The sequence below is a fragment of the Larkinella punicea genome (assembly GCF_003334855.1).
Taxonomy (GTDB): Bacteria; Bacteroidota; Bacteroidia; order Cytophagales; family Spirosomataceae; genus Larkinella; species Larkinella punicea.
Window position 1 is genome coordinate 140,643 of record NZ_QOWE01000011.1, and the last position, 19,956, is coordinate 160,598.

At 43.2% G+C, this 19,956-nt stretch carries 18 protein-coding genes; 4 read left to right on the top strand and 14 right to left on the bottom strand.

The genetic code is table 11. From position 1 onward, the window contains the following. The first annotated feature begins 385 nt into the window (after positions 1 to 385). The 3 genes from DUE52_RS15035 (at position 386) to DUE52_RS15045 (ending at position 4,147) form a co-directional block, all read left to right on the top strand. A complete protein-coding gene (locus DUE52_RS15035) occupies positions 386 to 1,717 on the top strand; it encodes a UDP-glucose dehydrogenase family protein (RefSeq protein ID WP_114406845.1) in 1,332 nt (443 codons plus the stop codon). A 132-nt stretch (positions 1,718 to 1,849) separates the two neighbouring features. Further along, positions 1,850 to 2,623, top strand: coding sequence for a (d)CMP kinase (gene cmk, locus DUE52_RS15040; RefSeq protein ID WP_229312174.1), 774 nt, complete (start codon positions 1,850 to 1,852; stop codon positions 2,621 to 2,623). 153 nt (positions 2,624 to 2,776) lie between these two features. Continuing rightward, positions 2,777 to 4,147: a capsule assembly Wzi family protein gene (locus DUE52_RS15045; protein ID WP_165840943.1), complete on the top strand. Its 1,371-nt coding sequence runs from the start codon at positions 2,777 to 2,779 to the stop codon at positions 4,145 to 4,147. Between the two features lie 24 nt (positions 4,148 to 4,171). Here the strand turns inward: DUE52_RS15045 and DUE52_RS15050 are convergent, their stop codons facing one another. The 14 genes from DUE52_RS15050 to DUE52_RS15115 all read right to left on the bottom strand — a co-directional run bounded on the left by DUE52_RS15050 (position 4,172) and on the right by DUE52_RS15115 (position 18,738). After that, the gene (locus DUE52_RS15050; RefSeq protein WP_114406847.1) at positions 4,172 to 5,215 is read right to left on the bottom strand and encodes an endo-1,4-beta-xylanase; all 1,044 of its coding nucleotides are present in this window, start codon (positions 5,213 to 5,215) and stop codon (positions 4,172 to 4,174) included. Positions 5,216 to 5,248: 33 nt separating this feature from the next. Continuing rightward, positions 5,249 to 6,001: a WecB/TagA/CpsF family glycosyltransferase gene (locus DUE52_RS15055; protein ID WP_114406848.1), complete on the bottom strand. Its 753-nt coding sequence runs from the start codon at positions 5,999 to 6,001 to the stop codon at positions 5,249 to 5,251. 55 nt (positions 6,002 to 6,056) lie between these two features. Further along, positions 6,057 to 6,845 (bottom strand): 6-hydroxymethylpterin diphosphokinase MptE-like protein, encoded by a 789-nt coding sequence (locus tag DUE52_RS15060; RefSeq protein WP_114406849.1) that lies wholly within the window; start codon positions 6,843 to 6,845, stop codon positions 6,057 to 6,059. Beyond that, complete coding sequence (locus tag DUE52_RS15065; RefSeq protein WP_114406850.1) at positions 6,730 to 8,118, bottom strand: O-antigen ligase family protein; 1,389 nt, start codon at positions 8,116 to 8,118, stop codon at positions 6,730 to 6,732. Before DUE52_RS15065 ends, DUE52_RS15060 begins: the two co-directional genes overlap by 116 nt. 17 nt (positions 8,119 to 8,135) lie before the next feature. Next, a complete protein-coding gene (locus DUE52_RS15070) occupies positions 8,136 to 8,945 on the bottom strand; it encodes a 6-hydroxymethylpterin diphosphokinase MptE-like protein (protein WP_114406851.1) in 810 nt (269 codons plus the stop codon). Further along, a complete protein-coding gene (locus DUE52_RS15075; RefSeq protein ID WP_114406852.1) occupies positions 8,946 to 9,821 on the bottom strand; it encodes a glycosyltransferase in 876 nt (291 codons plus the stop codon). Between the two features lie 20 nt (positions 9,822 to 9,841). Beyond that, on the bottom strand, positions 9,842 to 11,278 hold the full coding sequence (locus tag DUE52_RS15080; RefSeq protein ID WP_114406853.1) for a lipopolysaccharide biosynthesis protein: 1,437 nt from the start codon (positions 11,276 to 11,278) through the stop codon (positions 9,842 to 9,844). A gap of 101 nt (positions 11,279 to 11,379) precedes the next feature. Beyond that, a complete protein-coding gene (locus DUE52_RS15085; RefSeq protein WP_114406854.1) occupies positions 11,380 to 12,108 on the bottom strand; it encodes an SDR family NAD(P)-dependent oxidoreductase in 729 nt (242 codons plus the stop codon). Between the two features lie 4 nt (positions 12,109 to 12,112). After that, positions 12,113 to 13,030: a phosphoglycerate dehydrogenase gene (locus DUE52_RS15090; RefSeq protein ID WP_222930282.1), complete on the bottom strand. Its 918-nt coding sequence runs from the start codon at positions 13,028 to 13,030 to the stop codon at positions 12,113 to 12,115. Between the two features lie 23 nt (positions 13,031 to 13,053). Further along, positions 13,054 to 13,737, bottom strand: coding sequence for an acylneuraminate cytidylyltransferase family protein (locus tag DUE52_RS15095; protein ID WP_114406856.1), 684 nt, complete (start codon positions 13,735 to 13,737; stop codon positions 13,054 to 13,056). A gap of 35 nt (positions 13,738 to 13,772) precedes the next feature. Beyond that, positions 13,773 to 14,717, bottom strand: coding sequence for a glycosyltransferase family 2 protein (locus DUE52_RS15100; protein ID WP_114406857.1), 945 nt, complete (start codon positions 14,715 to 14,717; stop codon positions 13,773 to 13,775). Positions 14,718 to 14,758: 41 nt separating this feature from the next. Continuing rightward, positions 14,759 to 15,415, bottom strand: a complete 657-nt coding sequence (locus DUE52_RS15105; RefSeq protein ID WP_114406858.1) for a sugar transferase — start codon at positions 15,413 to 15,415, stop codon at positions 14,759 to 14,761. Positions 15,416 to 15,516: 101 nt separating this feature from the next. Further along, the gene (locus DUE52_RS15110) at positions 15,517 to 17,874 is read right to left on the bottom strand and encodes a GumC family protein (protein ID WP_114406859.1); all 2,358 of its coding nucleotides are present in this window, start codon (positions 17,872 to 17,874) and stop codon (positions 15,517 to 15,519) included. Between the two features lie 78 nt (positions 17,875 to 17,952). Next, entirely contained in the window at positions 17,953 to 18,738 is a 786-nt protein-coding gene (locus DUE52_RS15115) for a polysaccharide biosynthesis/export family protein (RefSeq protein WP_114406860.1), read from the bottom strand. Between the two features lie 399 nt (positions 18,739 to 19,137). Between DUE52_RS15115 and DUE52_RS15120 the strand changes: the two genes are divergently transcribed. Further along, positions 19,138 to 19,461: a transposase gene (locus DUE52_RS15120; protein ID WP_114406861.1), complete on the top strand. Its 324-nt coding sequence runs from the start codon at positions 19,138 to 19,140 to the stop codon at positions 19,459 to 19,461. The last annotated feature ends 495 nt before the right edge of the window (positions 19,462 to 19,956 follow it).

Sequence of the window (19,956 nt, forward strand, 5' to 3'; positions counted from 1 at the left end):
GTTCCGTTGTGTCGATTTTTCCGGCAGGAAGATTCTGCGGCATACTTTTTGTTCTTTGTCTGATAAATAGGAAAAAAACTTTGCGGATATTTCTAAAATACAGAAAAATAGTATTCCGGAAAAAACTATTTATTGACTTATTTCAAGAATTTATACCGTATCCTCTTAAAAACATTGAAGATTGCCTAGTTATTTTAATTTCCTCTTTCTATATTTAGACTGTAATACCTGCTGAAAGTTAATAGGTGTTTGTCTGATTTTATGAATAGGCTGATTTGAAAAATACCACTCCGTTAGCTGTCACGGGCTTCCTTTTGGGTCGGATCAGTCGTCTTTCTGTCGGGAACCAACTTTTTTAAAGTATTATTTCTGTTTACTCAACGTTATGAAAATTGCTGTTGTTGGAACCGGTTACGTTGGACTCGTAACCGGAACCTGCTTTGCCGAAACCGGCAACCAGGTCACCTGTGTCGACATTGATGAGCGCAAAGTTCAAAAGCTCATCAACGGCATCATCCCCATCTACGAACCGGGTCTGGACGTGTTGTTTAACCGCAATACTGCCGAAGGCCGTCTGAAATTCACGACCAGCCTGGCCGAAGGCATCGAAGGTGCCGAGGTTATTTTTCTGGCTTTGCCCACCCCTCCGGGCGAAGACGGTTCTGCCGATCTGAAATACATTTTGAAAGTAGCCGGTGATCTGGGACAATTGCTGAAGGAGTATGCCGTTATCGTGGACAAAAGCACGGTGCCGGTGGGAACCGCCGAAAAAGTACACGATTACATCTCGCTGGGTGCCCAGGTGGAATTCGACGTGGTATCCAACCCCGAATTTCTCCGCGAAGGCGTTGCCATCGAAGACTTCATGAAACCCGACCGGGTGGTGATCGGCACCAAATCAGAACGCGCAAAAGCCGTGATGAGTAAACTGTATGCGCCCCTGGTTCGTCAGGGCAATCCGGTGATTTTCATGGACGAACGTTCGGCCGAAATGACCAAATATGCCGCCAACGCGTTCCTGGCCGTTAAAATCTCGTTTATGAACGAGATTGCCAACCTCTGCGAAAAAGCAGGTGCTAACGTCGACGACATCCGGAAAGGAATTGGAACCGACAGCCGCATCGGCAAAAGGTTTTTATTTGCCGGGATTGGCTACGGCGGAAGCTGTTTCCCGAAAGACGTGCAGGCACTGGCGAAAACCGCCCAGGAGTATGCGTATGATTTCCAGATTCTGAAATCAGTGATGGACGTCAATGCGAAGCAAAAAACCAAACTCCTTCCGATCATCAACCAGCACTTCAACGGCGATCTGAAAGGAAAAACCATTGCCGTATGGGGGCTGGCGTTCAAACCGTATACCGACGACATCCGGGAAGCACCGGCGCTGGAAAACATCCAGGCTCTACTGGATGCCGGCGCGAAAGTGACGGCCTACGATCCGGAAGCAATGGACAATGTGAAAAACGTATTTGGTAACAAAATTACGTACGCCCACACCTCGTATGCCGCGCTGGACGATGCCGATGCCCTGGTGATCATGACCGAGTGGCCGATGTTCCGGACGCCGGAATTCAACAAAATGAATCTGCTGCTGAAAAACAAAGTCATCTTCGACGGACGGAATCTCTACGAACTGGACCAGATGAACGAATTGGGCTATACCTACTACAGCGTTGGTCGGGAGACCATCTCGCAGGCGGTGGAACAAGCGGTTTGATGAATTAGTACCGCCCGCCGGAAACAACATCCAGCGGGCGACTTTACTCAACGTTATGAAACTATTTAAGCGGTTTATATAAAGCGCATTAACGACTGAAAATTCATCAACTAATCTTAATAAGCTAAGCAGATGGTTATCGAAGGTTTTAAAATGCAAGAGACGGACGACTTGAAAAAACAGCTTTCACTATCAAAAATCATAGTTGCAATTGATGGTTATTCCGGTTGTGGTAAAAGCACAACTGCCAAACTGGTAGCTACCCAATTAGGATATACTTATATCGATACAGGAGCGATGTACCGAGCGGTGACACTGTATTTTCTGCGGAACTGTATCGATCTTATCGATGAAAAGGCTATCCAGGAAGCATTAGCGTCTCTATCCATTATGTTTCAGTTTAACCCTGAAAAAGGCTGTAATGAGACATACCTGAATGGCGTTAATGTAGAAGACGAAATCAGAAAGCTTGAGGTTGCAAATGCTGTACCTGAAGTTAGTGCTATTCCGCAGGTTCGTAAGGCAATGGTTACTCAACAACAGAAACTTGGTCAGGACCGGGGAGTGGTTATGGATGGTCGCGATATCGGAACGCATGTTTTTCCACAGGCAGAACTGAAAATATTTATGACGGCCGATCCTGTGATTCGAGCAGAACGTCGACAAACGGAATTGCTGGCTAAAGGTGAGCAGGTTGATTTAAGAGAAATCGCGATGAATCTTGAAAAACGTGATCACATGGATACAACTCGTCCGGAAAGCCCACTGCATCCGGCGCCGGATGCCCGATTCCTTGATACTTCACGCATGACTATTGAAGGTCAGGTAGAATGGGTAGTTCAGCAGAGTTATCAAATAATGGTTAGCTTGTCACAGCGGGCAATCTTGACGCCGATAGAGGTCTAATATCTCCGGCAAATGATGGTTTTATAACACGTCTATTTGATCGAATCTTTTATGCGATTTTGCCTCTGTAGTGCGGTTATATTTCTTCTCAGTTGCACGCTGTATGCACAACGACCTGCGTCATCGGTTCAGGTTTTTACTGAAGTTGGTGGAATGGTATCGTCTGCCCGTCAGACACCGTTTTGGTTAAGAGCGAATCAATTTGGTAGCGTTCCATTTGTCGCTCCGGCAACACTGGCTCGATTAGGTAGCACGGGCACATTCCGGCGTGATAGTGTCGGGAAAGGGTGGGGCGCAGGATACGGGGTGGAGGCAGTGGCCTTCGCTGGGCCTAATAGCCGAATTTTATTGCCGGAGGCTTATGCTAAAGTTAGCTATCGTTCTATAGAATTAGTTGTTGGCCGTCGGAAGGAAAAAATGGGGCTGGTCGATACAACGCTATCTTCAGGCTCTTATTCGTGGTCTGGTAATGCTTTACCTATTACTAAAATCCAGATTGGGACAAACGGATTTACTCCTTTAAAATTTACCAGGGGGGTGATTGCTATCAATGCTTTTTTTGCTCATGGATGGTTCCCAACTACAGATTCGATCCGGAATTCATTTTTACATCAGAAAGCACTTTATGGCCGTATTGGTAAGCCAAACTGGAAAGTAAAGTTTTATGGTGGTATTCTGCACAATGCACAATGGGGAGGGCATTCGGACTATTTGAGTGACTGGCATGCTATTGATGGTAAATTGCCCTCTTCTTTTAAGGATTATCTGCATATCATTTTATCGAAACAGCCTGGGCAGAATGAAGAACTGTCAAATCATGATCTGGTCAATCAATTTGGTAACCATTTGGGATCCATTGATCTGGGCATAGAGATATCGCTGGGACGATGGCAGGTAATGGGCTACCACCAGCATCCCTTTGAAGACAAATCAGGAGTGGCATTTATTAATGTTCCGGACGGGTTGTATGGAATCCGATTCATAACTCAGCCTGTCAAAACAAACGGTTTTCAACTACATCATATCTTGTTTGAGTATTTGAATACCATGGATCAAAGCGGGGCCACTGTTGAGACAGGAACTCGTTACGATGGGCAGGATGATTATTTTAATAATTACCAGTACCTCGACGGCTGGGTGAACAATCGACACGTTATTGGCACTCCATTTCTGTCTCGCCGGGCAGATATTTTACCGGAACGACGAAATGATTTTCCAAATAAACGCATCTGGTCTATTGCTAATAATCGTGTCCAAATGGGACATCTGGGTTTGGCTGGTATGGTAGGGCAGGGAATACAATGGCAAACGCGTTTGTCAATTAGCCAGAATTATGGAACGCACCGGTATCCATTTGCAAAATCTGTTTCGCAGTTTTCAGGTGCAGCGTGGTTGACGTGGCCGCTTTCCTGGTTGGGCGGTTCGGAGTTGCGAACCGCTATTGCACTGGATCAGGGGCAATTATATAGCAATGCCTTTGGTGGCTGGATCAGTATTCGGAAAGTCTGGAAAGCAGTAAAGTAGTGGTCGAAATAGATTGATAATTTGTTATTTCAAGCCATTGAGAAAACCTTTATAGGCTAATTTCTTTTTATAGTTTTTATCAAACAGCAAGGGAGCTTCCGGGCATTTACAAGCATCAGATTGATAGCTGTCTTTATCACCGACATTCCAGATTGTAATGCCATATTGTTGAGATTTAGGTACGATCTCTTTATAAATACGGGCAATTGATTTATACTTATCTTCCTGTTGTTCCAACATGCTTTTGGTTGGAACAAAATCTTTTGTTTTGTTGCGATTTAGCCGGATATCCAATTCTGAAATATGGACGAGTAAACCAAGAGAACTCATTTCTGAAATACCAGATCTATATCTACGGTCGGAGTGGTAAATTGATATATGTGACTGTAAACCAATACCATGAATGGGGATCTCTCGTCTTTTGCAGTCTACTAATAGAGTTCTGATAGCCGCACTTTTTAATGGGTTATTCTCCTGACCGTAATCATTATAGAACAGTAGAGCGTTGGGATCAGCTTCATGAGCATACTGATAACAACGGGCAACATAATCCGGGCCTAAATGTGTTAACCAGATGGATTTACGTAGAGATCCGTCGTCATCAATAACCTCATTGGCAACATCCCAGGATGTCACTCTTCCCTTGTAATGCTTAACTACTGTTTGAATATAGTTTTTCAGAAGATTTTCCCAGGCAAGAGAATCACCCTCGAACGTTTCAATCCATTTAGGAATAGCCCTATGCCAAACAAGCGTATGTCCGTGCATACGCTTGTGGTTTTTGAGCGCAAAATTCACAAGTGAATCGCCACCTGACCAATCAAATACACCTGGAGCTTTGAAAATACGATTCATTTTCAAAGCGTTTTCCGAAGTAATGCTGTTAAATTCCCGCAGGACGGTGTTACGATATAACGAGTCGGTTTTTAACAGCATAACGTTCACTGATGCTCCAAGCGGAAAGGATGCAGCTTGCTTCAGAGTTAGTTTACTCTGTACCGGACTCTCAGAACCTGGTTGTAACTGCCAGATGGTAAGCAGTAAAGATAGTAGGAGAAACCAACGCATATAAGGCAGAACTTGTGATAGGCAGACAGCCTTTTAGATAAATTGCTGTTGAAGCTTTAAGCCTACAACCCTTTTAAGAAAAACAAAATTGCCAATGATGTAGCGTTTAAAAAGCCGGCGTGGTTCCAATAGGAAACGAAACACCCATTCTACACCAATTTGACGTACCCAACCCGGAGCCCGGACCACTTTTTTTCCCCAATAGTCGATGATGGCGCCACCGTTAACAATTACGCAAGGACCTTCTAGTCTTTCTTTAAGAAAAACCGACAACAACTCTTGCTTTGGCATTCCCATTCCTAAAATAATGACATCGGGTTTTGTTTGTTGAACCAGAGGTAAATAATCTTCTATTGAATGAAAGCCATGAGCCGTTAAAACGATGTTGTGTCCTTTGCGCGTCAAAAAATTGGCAGCTTGCTGAAGATAAGGTTCTTCGGTTCCAATTAATGCCACACGTTTACCAAGTGCCAAAGATAGTAACTGGGGAATCGTATCAGTGCCACACATATTGATGCCAGGTTTGCGATCTATCACTTTATAGAGCATTTCAATTCCTTTACCATCCCGTAATACCCAATCCGAGTTCATAAGAGCATCGGCAAAATCATTATTTACATGGCAAACGTTAAATGCATGAGCATTGATGTAAGAAATAACTACGCAGGTTGGACTAGTAAGCGCACTTTTAAAGACTCGATTGGCTGCTGCTGAGTTCTCAATTAAAGTAACTTTTTCAATAAGAGATTGAGTAAAAGCGCCATTTACAACAGGCTGAGTTTCCATATAAATATTATGCTTTAACGTTGAGTCGAAGTTTATTGAGTAACGTTAGCAATTATTACAAATAATCAGAAAAGTTGCCTTTTTCAAAAACCGTACATTTACCGCCTATGGTGGCGTCAATAATTTTTCTTCCGTTCTGTTTATAATGGTCACGTGCCAAGGCATAAGAATATTCAGACTTGTCAAGATCTGGTAATTTCCATTTAATTCCTTTTGGGAAATAATTGGGATCAAAATGACTCTCGTCTTTTTCGTAGTTTCTAACTTCTACTTTGGTGGCTAAGCCCTTTTCTTTGAAACTATGATCCATGCCGATGATAACTACTTCTTTAAAACCCATGAAATAGGCTAATTGAAGGCAGGCATAGGTTACGGTGCCACCGAAATGCGTTGGCTCAAGAAGATTGTCCTGGAAAAAGGGGTTAAAAGAATAAGCCTCTTTTAAAAAATGCGAATTAGGGAATTCCTTGTAAAACCGCCAATTGAAGAACGTTTCGCAAGGCATATTTTTAAAATCATCTTTAAATTGCTCAAGCACAAGTTCTTCTACACAAGCTAAAAAAGTAGGCGTAAATCCGATTTTGTCAAAATATATGTAAAACCGGTTCATACACATGGTATACTTATCTTTCAGTACTGAAAGATCCATGTCCTTAATACTAGGGCCATTCGCAATCAGAAAAAGACGTTCGCCTGTATATTTATTTCGACTATTCTGAAGGTAACTCCTATTCTCCTGCCCTTGTGTTGAGTTGTACCATGCCTGAGTGAATGGGACTTCCTTCAGACGGCGTTCTACTGCTGGGAGAATTCGTGATGGGGTGAATCTTGAAATATCTATCATAAGAAGAAAGGTTTTGATGTTTGTAATACTTTAAAATAAAAGCATAAATATTTATGATAAAAAATAAATAAACTATGTTATGATAGTAGAAGCCGAACATAGTTTCTGTTATGCCTGCTAAGTTGAAATATAGTATGTTGGCAAGTAAAATATATGAAATATCCCTTTCAGTATTCCAGTTCTTTTTAATGGAATTCACAATGGAAAATTGTATTGTAGTAAAAACAATAAGACCAAAATAGCCATAATCAAGTGCAATAGATAAGAACATATTATGAGGGTGCATTAATTCGGCATTTTCATTGTCTCCAAAAATATATCCCCATTGTTGAGAAAGACCTGCTGCATAATGTCCGAACTCTCCATAACCAAAAATATGATGATCTGGCTTGAATGTTAAAAAGTCGTTGAATGCAAGTGCCCAAATAATTGAACGAGCATTTCCAGTTGCTAAATCTTCTGAAGAACGTGATAATGCAGAACCGTACTCTGTTTGGGATAACAATAATAAAGTTGCGAGAAGCAAAAATGGTCCAACAAAACCAAAGATTGGAATAAGAAATAAAAGCCTTGGTTTTTCTAATTTAGAGAAAATGAATTTAATTGCGAAAAAAATAATTAGGGAAAAGATTATAGAGCCTCTACTGTCTGTAAGTAGTAAGGAAATTAGAGAAATAATTATTCCAGATAGAAATAATTTTCTACTCTTCTTTACTACTCCAAAACCTATTAAACTTAAATTTAGTAATATTCCTAATACTGCACCATAGGAATTAATTCCTGGCGATAAAAAAAATTCTACTCTATCTACTGATAGGCCTAAATAAGATAAGATCACAGCCTTCCCAATCTCATAGTCAGAAGATTTTAAACCAATAAAAAATAGAAATAAATTTAAACTAATAAAGATTAACAATGGTATGTAGGTGTATTTAATAAAAACATTAATTAGGTTATTTTTTTTTAATGAATTGAATATTGTACTAAAAAAAGCAACAATAAAAGAAAGGAATGATAAAATTCTAAATAATCTTAAATCTATTGAAATATCTGATCTTGTTGAGACTATAATGCCTATGACAAGTATTATTGCTAATAGATAAAGGGGATAAAAATTTTTATTTGTAAGTTGTATTTTGGATTTTTTTGTAAGTAATTCTTGAAAGATTATCGCGAGAAAGAAAAGGATAGGGGAAATTCTAATTGCCGTGTAATGAGCAAAATCAGAGAAATTCGTGAAAAGTAGTAGGATTCCAATTATTAACTTAATCATAGCGTGATTTAATAATTTTATTTATTGATAAAAATTTCTAGCTTCATTCGTTCAAAAACTTCCAATTTTCCTCCTTCTGTACAATTGACTAACTTTCTTCCGAACTGCTTATAGGTTTTATCTGCCAAATCATAATGGTATTCTGATCCTAACAAATCTGGCAAGTCCCATTTTACACCATCTGCAAAATATTTTGGATGGAAGTGATTGGGGTCTGTTTCTCCGGCAATTACTGTTTTATTAGAAATTCCCTTAGTTTCAAAATGATGGTCACAGCCAATTAGGGCTACTTCAGAAAAACCCATGTGGAATGCCAATTGCATTGCAGTATATGTAACTGTATGACCCTGGAATAATGACATGCTGCAATCTCTGGCAAATTTTCTCGGAATACCGGAATAATTTACAAAAACAACGTTGCTCCTGTTCTTGATAATATCGCTCTTATCAGAATTAAGAAATAATTGTATATCCGTTGAATTATAAAATTCTTTGTTTTGTTCAATTACGAAATAATTACTAGCAACTACTGCATTAGGTCTAAAGGCGGTCTCATCGAACATTAAATTGATCTTATTTAGACCGAAGAAATAAATATCTGTTCCTATAAGAGAGTCAAAATTGACTTTTCTTAAAGAAGGGCCATTGCAGATTATAATTGCCTTCCTTCCCACATGAGAATCCTTAAGTTTCTCCATCTTCTTTCTGGAAGACCAGGAGGATGGATTCAAATCCCAAATTAGTCTATTTTTTATGATCGAAAGAGCATTGAAATATGGATTTACTATTGCTCTTGGTAAACGATCGAATTGTTCTAGTGTCTCCATTTATTTTTTAATGTAAGATTTGTACCAATCTTGTAAGAAAAGTCTTTTTTGCTTAGCTTTCATGTTACTGTTTAAAAGTAATATAATTACTTTTAAATAAGACAATAAATTATTTCCTTTTGTAAAATGAGGGTGATTATATTTATTAGCAAGCATATTAAAAAAAGCTAAATGCTGCTTTTCATACTCAATATAATAATCTTTATTTTTTAATGCCGATGAATGATTTTTAGTATGTACCCTATATGCTGACAATTTTTCTTGCAATGTTATTATATCCCCTTCAAAAGCCGCATATCTAGTTAAACGTATATCTACACATATCATAGATAATGCGTCTTCTTTTAACGGTAAAATATTTTCTAAAAAAGATCTTCTAAAGCATTGACCACTTGTTTGGGTAAAGAAAAAGTCTAGCCTTTTTGTAAAATAAATTCCATTTAAAATATCGACCTCTGAAAAAAAAGGTCTTTTTTCGTAATTAAGCTTATTATCTTCTTCGTCAACCAATTCAAAGCGGTGTTGAACATAGATAGCTTTGGGGTTTTTGGTAAAAATATCTATTACTTTCTCAACTTTATTATCGAAAAACCAATCATCGCTATCCATTAAAAAAATTATTTCTCCCGTACTTTTTTTAAACGCTTCATTTACTGCATTAACTTGATTCCAACAATGTCCCTTACCATAATTAGGTCTTGCAATGATACTGATGTCATTTGAATATTTTTTTATCCTTTCTAAGGATTGATCTTTAGAGCCATCGTCATATACAATTACTTCGATATTTTTATAAGTTTGATTTAACGCTGAAGCTATTGATTTTTCAATATAAGCTTCATAGTTATAATTATTAATTAGAATGGATGCTTTCATGAGAAGCTATTGCTTATTGCTTAAATTATGTAGTCAATTGCAATGTAGAAAATGAACAATAATAAAGGAATAATAGTGACCCTTTTTTCAAAATTATAGAAACTAATTGCGAGACTATTCAATGAAAAAGATGCTGCATACCATGCGTAAAAACCTAAATACCCGGCTATCATACCTATTGGTATTGCATATAATCCCATAGTGTTTATGAATATATAACTAATGAGGACAAATATTATTCCAGAAACTCCATCAGCAATGTGCGATATGACGTGATTAGTGGTTAAATACAATTGCATATGCATTGCACCAAACCTGTGAATAAAATAGGCTACCGACAAGAGAATCCAGAGATCGTTTGGTATGAATTCTATATTGCTATTTAGTAATGAAATGATCCATTTTGCACTAACACTAACTGTAATAACACCAATGATAAAGACCAAATGTGATAAAAGCATTCCTCGTTGAGCTGTCTTTACTAGTTGTTGAATATTTCCCTGAACGCGCAACTTAGAATAGAGTGGGATTTTACTATAGAATGGAGCCATGGAGATCTCTCTAAGTTGTGTTATAATACGTAATGCAAGTAAATAGGAAGCTACACTAGCACTGCTTCCAATCTGGGCATATAACACACTACTGAGATTGTTTAAGCCATTTGACATAAAGCCAGATAAGCCACTCCGCCAGGCGACAGGCCATATCTTATTGAAAAGTTCCCGGTCGAATGAGTAATCTATATTTATTCTCTTAAATTGGTTATTTTCAACAAATCTACTCAGATAGTAATTGCGTATGACCGATATGACAACCCAAAGTTGATTAATAAATACTAATAGTAGTAAGCTATCACTTATAAATAGTGCAATGATACTCGATCCAATTGAAGCTGTTGAGGTTACTGCTTCCCAGCGCCTTACAAGCGCAATTTTATTCAAACCTTCCAGATAGTTTGAATAAATAGATCCATAAAATTTATAGGCAGAAGCAATAATTATAATACCCCATGATATCCAGGCTGCTTGTGAGTTTTGTACGAAAGATATTGGACGAACCATCGACCAGCTACCTAAAGTGCCCATAGCTAAAATGACTAAAATAGTTAGCCATCCATAAATATAAGTCATATTGGCATATATTTTACCAATTAAACTCCAGTTTGGATCGGCTGACGTTTTATTTACTTTAGTAGATACTACTGCGGTTATTTCTTCTATTCCCCCCATTGCATAGGAAATTAACCGAATAAACGTATTTCTAAAGCCAAGATCTAATAAGCCCTGCAACGATATAATTGTAGAAAATAGATACCATAAGGCGATTTCTCCATCATGAAAACGTTTCAAAATCAAAGGAAGAATAACAAACAAACTAAGGGCGCGCGTGGCATAACTCATCCAAGAGGTTATCGTGGGCGAATTCCAAAGCTTGTCTATTATTTTTCTGGTTTCCATGAATTTATTCTCCAAATAAAATTCTAGTAGTTAGTTAAGTAGGGGCGAAGTATACCCTCCGCCCAACTTGATTTATCTGCTGAAATAGATATACCTTTCTCTTACAAATCCTTCAACACCGAACTAATTCCCCCATCCAGCGACAAATTCGCTCCGTGAATAAAACCGGAGTTCTCCGATGCCAGGAACAACGCCATCGTGGCGACGTCCTGCGGGCGGCCGATGCGTTGCACCGGGTGAATCTTGCGAAGTTCATCCAGGGCACCCTGATTTCCGTCGAATCCAGCCAGCAGCATGTCCGTCTCGATGGCTGCGGGGCTAATGGCGTTTACCCGAACCCGGCCTTCCAAATCGACGGCTAAGGCTCTGGTCAGGCCAATGAGGGCACTTTTCGAGGTGGCGTAACTGATAAACCGGCGTTTGGTCAGTTGCTGGTGAATGCTGCCAATGTTGATGATGCTGCCGTGTACGTCTTCCAATTGCTCCAGAAAGTGCTGACTGAGCAGCAGTGGCCCCGTCAGGTTGACGGTCATGGTATGATTCCAGTCGTCCAGCTTTAATTCATCCAGGCTACCGAGCATTTGCACGGCGGCATTATTGATCAGGACGTGAAGCTCCGGGATCAACACATTGAACGTGTGTTTCCACTCGTTCCGGTAGTCTTCATTCGTGCTGAACGCATGGAGATCGAACTGGATCAGACGGTCGGCCTGGTGATGCTCCGATTCCTGAATGTCCAGCCCGTATACGTAGTAACCGGCTTCGCGAAAGGCGATGGCCAGCGCACTGCCAATTCCGCCTAAAACCCCCGTAATCAGTATTTTCTTCATGGCTTTACGCGGTTACACCAATTTCCAGAAACTCGAACATCGAACGAATCGCCTGGTGGCTGGCGCGCCGAACACCCTGAATGGTATTGGAACCGTTGTGCGTTCCGAAAATGCAACGGTCAAAATTCCGCAGCTCCGAATCCATCGGCAGCGGTTCCGTTTCAAACACATCCAGACCAGCCGAGTGAACTTTGCCACTCTTGAGACCTTCCAGCAAAGCGGCTTCGTCGACGATCGGACCTCTGGATACGTTCACAATCCGAACGCCGTCTTTCATCCGTTGAATCGATTCGGCATTGATCAGGTGTTTCGTTGCGGGCGTTAGGGCGCAGGTCGAAACCACAAAATCGGCGGTTTCCAGTTCTTCGGGGAAGTTCAGAAAGCGGTAGGCTTCTTCGTCTTCTTCCGTCCGTTTGGCAAAGGGGTCATACACATTGATGTGCATATCGAATGCTTTCAGGAACCGGGCGGTTGCTTTCCCGATGTCGCCAAAGCCGATCAGGGCCACAGTATGGCCTGCCAGTGACATACCCGCCGGTTTTACCCAGTTTCCCGCCCGTACTTCGCGGTCGATGTAGTAGGTTTGCCGGGCAAGTCCCAGAACGTAGGACACCGCGATGGTGGCCACTTCGGCACCGAACATCATCGGGGTGTTGACGATGGGAATTCCCAATTCCTTGCAGGCTTTGAAGTCGACGTTATCGACGCCAATTCCCCATTTTACCGCGGCTTTCAACTTCCCGGCTTTTCCGGCGCGAAAGATGCGTTCGGTGGCCTGGTCATCGCCGATGATCCAGCCGTCGACTGTCGGAACGAGTTCGAGTAGTTCTTCTTCCGATAAAATCTGAACGACTTTCGGAGCAACGACTTCAATGCCCGCTTCTTCAAAAATGGGGAGAAATTCGGCAAGTTGCCCAAGCATGGGAGGGCAGGTAATCAACACTTTCATAGGGCCAGTTCAGGATAAAGTTCGGTAAACAGAAATTCGGCTACTTTAAAGTTCAGTTCGACGTCGATGTCCTGCGCTTCAATGTCAGCAATCTCGTACATGAAGGGGCGGTCACCGATGCGGTTATGCTTTTGAATCAGCGTTTCTTTTTTGAAGAGGTACATGCAGGAGTTTTCCATGTAAATTGGCGGAAGGTCCTGCGTCCGGAGCAGAATGGCCGGATTATGATTAACAGCTCTTGCCAGGGCATCCCACAGCCGAACCTGGAGCCGGGTAACGCCGAACAATGTATCGTAAATCGGGTAGTTTTTCAGAAATTGCTGAATGCCTTTCTCAACGGTTTCGGCCGACAGCAATGGATTGGTGCTGTGGGTTTGCAGGTAAAAATCGGCCGGAATCTGGTTGCAGGTGTTCAGCAGAACGTTGTTCATCGGAATGGCTCCGTCGCGCAGGTGTTCGGGGCGCTCCAGAACGGTGACGGTCGGATAGAATTCTTCGACCTGTTCGATAACCGTCGGACTGTCGGTGTCGATGACAACCTGCGTAATCGATGGGCATTCCAGCAGCGTGTCTACGATGCGGTGAAACAACGGCTTACCGGCAAAATCCCGGTAGTTTTTGCCCGGAACGCGCTCGCTGGAGTGGCGCATCGGAACGATAGCAGCAACAGAGTATTTCATATAGTTAACGTTAAGTATTTTGTAAGATGACCTGGTTATTCGTAAGCAATTTGTTTCATGACCAGTGGTTCCGGATTCCCGGCTTTTTCACGCCGGAAGACTTCATTCGGGTAGTAGAACCGTTCTCGCAGGGTTCGGTCGAGCGTACCGACGAAACGGTATCCCTGATACGTTCCCCAAAATTGCAGGACGCGGAAAACCGGAATCTCCGTAATGTGTTGCCAGAAGACTCGTTCCTGCGCAGCAGTTACATAGTCGCTGATAAGGTTTGACACGGACAGGTAGGCAAAATCCCAGAAGCCAAATTGTGCCATTGGTTTCAGCCGTTTGAACGCAATGGCTTCCCGATAATACCGGTTGAAAATCTTCCGGGGTGTTTCTTCGTGGACGTGGACAATGGTGGCATCGGCATCGTAGGCAATCCGGTAACCCCGTTGTAAAATTTCGCTGGCCCAGTGCAAATCTTCCAGTCCAGTCAGGGTTTCGTCATAGGGTAGTTCTTCCCAGAGCGAACGGCGAATGGCGGTATTGGCATTGTTGCAGAATGGGATCTGCTGGTTGTAGTTGGAAACCGCCGGGAACCACTTGGCAAACAATTGTTGCTCCGAATATTTGCTGAGTTGATTCCCAATCTGCCGCCCGTAGGTTAGAGCCACTTTCTGGTCCTGAAACGGCTTGAGCATCTGATCGATCCAGTTGGTATAAACCGGGTAGACGTGCGCACTGGCAAACAACAAAATATCTCCCGAAGCGTGCTGGCAGCCAATGTTAAGCGCCCGTCCGAATGAAAATTCCTCCGGGCGAATCCGTACAATTTTGGCCCCGTAGCTTTCGGCAATCCGTACAGTTTGATCTTTGGAGCCCGAATCGACCAGAATTACTTCCAGATCAGCAACGGTTTCCTGGTGTCGTATTCCATTCAACAACTTACCAATATGGGCTTCTTCGTTGAAGGCGCGTATGATGATACTACAAGTCATAGGATTCTATTTCTTACAGATTCTACTGGGTGCATCTATCGTTACCATGCATTTTTATCCCCTCTGACCATTCTTTCCACCGTCCACCAGCAAATCTTCACATCTAGGGGGAGTGAGGTATATTTGGTGTACCAGATGTCATAGCGAACCCGGTGGCGCATCTGGTTTAACTCCGAGGTTTCACCCCGCAGTCCTTTCGACTGGGCCAGGCCCGTTATTCCCGGTTTTACCGCGAACCGGTATTTATACTCCGGAATTAAAGGCATATACTGAACATCCAGAGGGATGGGGTGGGGTCTGGGACCAACCACACTCATGTGGCCTGCCAGGACGTTGAGAACCTGGGGCAATTCGTCCAGATTGGTTTTACGCAGAACCCGGCCGATCCGGGTAATTCGCATATCATTATGAGTAGCCTGCTTGAACGATGCATTTTTTTGGTACTTCATCGTCCGGAACTTCAGACACGGAAAGGGGCGGCCGTTTCGTCCCGAGCGCAACTGGACGAACAGGACAGGCCCCCGCGATTCCAGCCTGATCAGCAACCCAATGAGAGGGATAAACCAGGATAGAATGAATACGGCAACCAGAAGGGAGACGGTGATGTCGAAGGCCCGCTTGGCTACCGGCTGTGGCTTTCCCGCAGCCGTCTCACTGACGACATAGTACGAGGAGTCGGGTTGTAACAGGTTAATCATAACGTTCCAGGTTGAGTAAATACGAATTACTGGGCAATGTCCTACCAGCCGAGGCTTTATCCCGGCCGGTAAACCATTAAAATCGTAGTAGGCTGAAGAACTTAAGCAGATTTGCCCGGCAACAAACGTTTCAGAAAGGATTTTTTGGTATCAGTATCCTGTTCGTAATAACCACCTGCTCCGTAGCCATAACCATAGCCGTAGCCATAACCATAGCCGTAGCCAGTTCCTTCGTTGATTGAATTCAGAATCAGGCTCAACTTGCGGAAGCGTTGTTCTTTGTACATAACATCCACCATTTTCATGTGCTGCTTGGGCGTTACATCATGACGAACGACATACATGGTGGCATCGGTTTTGTCGGCCAGAATCTGCGCATCCGTAACCAGACCAATCGGGGGCGAATCCACGATAATATACTGGAAACGCTCGCGAAGCTGATGGAACAAATCATCCACTTTGTCACTCACCAGCAACTCAGCCGGGTTGGGCGGAATAGGGCCGCTGGTCAGGATGAAGTAGTTTGCCATGCCCGGAACGGGTTGCAGAATTTCATCCAGGGTTACCTGACCCACCAGGAAGTTACTAATCCCGACGGTGTTGGGCATGTCCAGCATGGAGTGCAGTTTCGGACGGCGTAAGTCCATTTCCAGAATAACCGTCGGTCGGTCGATGAGGGCCAGACTGGCCCCGAGGTTCAGCGAGATAAATGATTTTCCTTCCCCGCTGATGCTGGACGTAAACAGGATGGCGAGGCTCTCGTTGTTGGATCGCAGGAATTGCAGATTGGTTCGCAAAGCCCGGATTTGCTCGGCCACGATCGACCGGCTATTGTTGGTAACCACCAGCGGGAATTTATGCTTGGCATAGGAGATCTCACCCACAATCGGCGTACTCGTCAGTTCTTCGATGTCCGTACGCTTGCCAATTCGGTTGTTCAGCATGTCACGGGTGGCAAAGGCACCAACCGGGATTAATAAACCTAATGCTCCGAATAGCAGAAAGACAAGCGGTTTTTTGGGCTTGATAGGCTTGCTGCCACTTCGGGCGATGTCGATGGTCCGGCTATCGGCAATGGCCGATGCATAGGACAGTGCGGTTTCTTCGCGTTTGGCCAGCAAATAGGTATACAGGTTGTTTTTGATGGCCTGTTGGCGGGTGATATCGAGCAGTGCCCGTTCTTTGCGCGGCACCGACCGAATCATGGATTCAAACTTGCGATTGTGAGCCATCAACTTCTGGCGGGTGCCCGTCATGATGTTCTTCATCGTCTGAATGTTATCGGTGATGTTCGACTTGGTTGCCCGGATTTGCTCGTCCAGCGAACTCAAAAGAGGGTTGTTTTCCGAAGTAGTCTTCACCAAATTGTCACGTTTTAATTCCAATTCGGAAATCTTGGCAATCAGTCCCATCAGGGTTGGGTCATTCAATCCCAATGTCGATGGAGCAGAACCGCGCTCACCTGTTTTACTGCGCACAAAACGTTCCACATCTTCCAGCGCACCCAACTGGATGTTGACCTGACTCAACTGGGCATCGTTCTGTTGTACGTTTTGCAGAAAAATCTGCGACTCGGTGCTGATATCGGTGATGCCTTCCGCTGATTTATAACTTTCAACATCCCGTTCCACTGTTGCCAGTTCACCGGAGATGAGTTTTAGCCTTTCTTCAATGAAATCCAGCGTGTTAGCCGCTACCAGGTTTTTATCTTTCAGGGCGGCATCATTGTATTCTTCAACAATTTTGTCGAGGATATTACGCCCTTTTTCCGGAACGGCTGTTTCAAGGCTCAGGAGCAGAACCGTTGATTGCTTGCTGGTGGCTTCCACTTTCAGGTCTTCCACAAAGTTCTGAATGACTTCCTGTTTGGGAGCGACATGAACGATGACGGGTATTGTGTCTGATATGGAAGCGGTTTTCGGGAAAATCCGAATCCGACCAAATTCCGTGTTCAGGCTTTGATTGACCGGGTATTTCTTTTCACCGATTTTCACTGTAGAAGGATTTACAAATTCAACCGTGAAGCTTTCTTCATAGATCAGAGGGGTTGGCCGCTCGACCACCAGGCGGAATGGAGAGTCTTTATAAATTTCCCGCTCGCCAACCGGCGTATCGTGGAAATAGGAGACATCCAACGCCAGCGCGTCGTTCACCTTCTCCATGATCGTGTAAGACTTCAGAATTTCGATTTCGTTCTCCACCACTTTTGAATCTGTGAAAAGATCCATCTCTTTCATGATGTTGTCGGCCGAAATCCCTTTCTTCTCGTCCTTGATCAAAATGCTGCTTTGTACCTTGTAGATCGGAACCTGATACTGCAGGTACGCATACCCGATGGCCAGCGCGACGACGAGCGAGAGCAAAAACCATTTCCAGTTTTTCAGATACCGGAAGATGATCAGCCGAAGGTCAGGTTCTTTTTCCTCCTGCTGGTGGTAAACATACGGAGTTGTGATCATAACGTTGTTGAGTAATTAGGTATTATCGTTTGGCAGTTGACCCAAATCGGGCCGGCTGCTCTGGGTATGCGTTACTTTTTACCGGCGGATGATCACTGCGATCAGGGATAGCGCGCCGATGATGGATGGCAGAATGGTGTAAAAGCGATCTGCATAGGCCAGACGGGCTTTCCCCGGTTCTACGTAAATGACATCGTTGGGATGCAGGTAATAAAATGGTGACTTGAACAGATCACGCTGGTTCATGTTGACCCGGCCAAACTCCCGCTTTCCGTTGGTCTCCCGGATCACCATGACGTTATCCCGGCGGCCATAGATGGTAATATCCCCGGCGAGGCTCAGCGCTTCCGTAATGGTCATTTGCTCATTCGGGATACTGAACATCGACGGACGGGCTACCTCACCCAGCACCGACACTTTAAAGTTTAGAAACCGAACCGCTACGGTGGGTTCTTTCAAATAGTTTTTCAATTTATCCTGGAGCAGATCCCGGGCTGCGCCCGAGGTTAGCCCCACCACTTTCACTTTTCCCACCAGGGGCAGTTGGATGTTGCCCTCGGGGTCGACCAGATACCCCACCACCGCCGTGACCGGAACCTGCCCGTTCACCGTTTGGAAAGTAGCCACCCGTTCGACACCTGCATACGGATTGAAAAAACTGCTGGCTTCGGGGTTCAGGCTGTTGACGTTGATGCCTAATAAATCATTGGGTTGAATGGTGGGGATATATTTGTTGGTGATTTCTTCAGCCACTGCCGTGCTGTCAGCTACCGGGCTTTGAAAATAGGTGATCTGTTTTTGCGAAATGCAGGACGAGAAAGCAATGATCATGAAACAGAGTGCCAGAGAATTCCAATTCTTCATACGTTGTGATTTTCGATCAATAAATTAAGTACTTACTGTATTTGTCGAGTTGTCCGACAGAAAAGACCCCAAACCGATACGCAATTGCTTCAAAATACCCCGCTACTGCTTGCTTTGTGCAGAAAACCAGGGAGAACCGCAGAAATAATTTCGCATATTTTTTACCTCTTTATCCATAAAATACCTACCGTATCCTAAATTTTTGACGGATGAATTTAGGAAATGCAAAAATATTTTCTCATTTTTCGACATCGAATTAGTTATCAGACTTCCTGATGGTTTTTTACCAGGTCATTGGTCGTACGATTACGCTCCGATATTTTTTGAAACATGAATTTATTTTTGCAGTTACTTAGTTAAATCAACCTGTTTTAATCTCTATCTCTTGTTCCTATTGCCATGCGTAAGTATGAATTGACCGACTCACAGTGGGAGAAATTAAAGGACATGATGCCCTCCAACAATCGTCCCGGACGTCCGTGGCGGTCTCATCGCCAATCCATTAATGGGATCCTTTGGATTTTGAATTCCGGTGCGCCCTGGCGCGATCTGCCCGAACGGTACGGCTCCTGGAAAACCATCTATGATCGCTTTCGTCGCTGGCAGCGTGACGGGACGCTCGCAAAGATTCTGACTCTTTTGCAATTGAGCTTTCCCGCTATTACTGCCGCAGAGAGTTATACGCCGATTACCTCGGAACAGAACCTTTCAACCGTTAGTTAGTCAGGCACATCGTGCCTGTTCACTAATCATGTCGAAGGTTACCGTACTTCTCTAAAGACGGAAACAAACAGTGATTTTTTGAGTATTTCAACAGCCGTTGAAATAGAGGTATGATTGACAGAGAGTAGTAACTTCAGGGTATGAAGTCGGCAATTGATTCACTGGATACTCATGAGGCAGACTAAAACCTCTTTATGGATTATTCGGTATTTCTACGCTGTGCGAAAGAGAATTATCAGTCATAATTCTGAGCCATTCTCGACGCTTGTCTTTAACGAACAATTATTCAAATATAATGAGAATTGTTATAAAGCAAGAGTTTTACACGTAAAATAAATGTTAAATAGGATTTTTATTATTTAACCACTATATAATTAAAGAATTGCGGGTCTGGAACGCGGTTAATTAGCAGACAAACAAATCGATAATTTTGTAGTTAAATGGTTACAAAATTTGTGCCAGCATTATTTTCGTCTAGTGAATTGTTAGGATAGT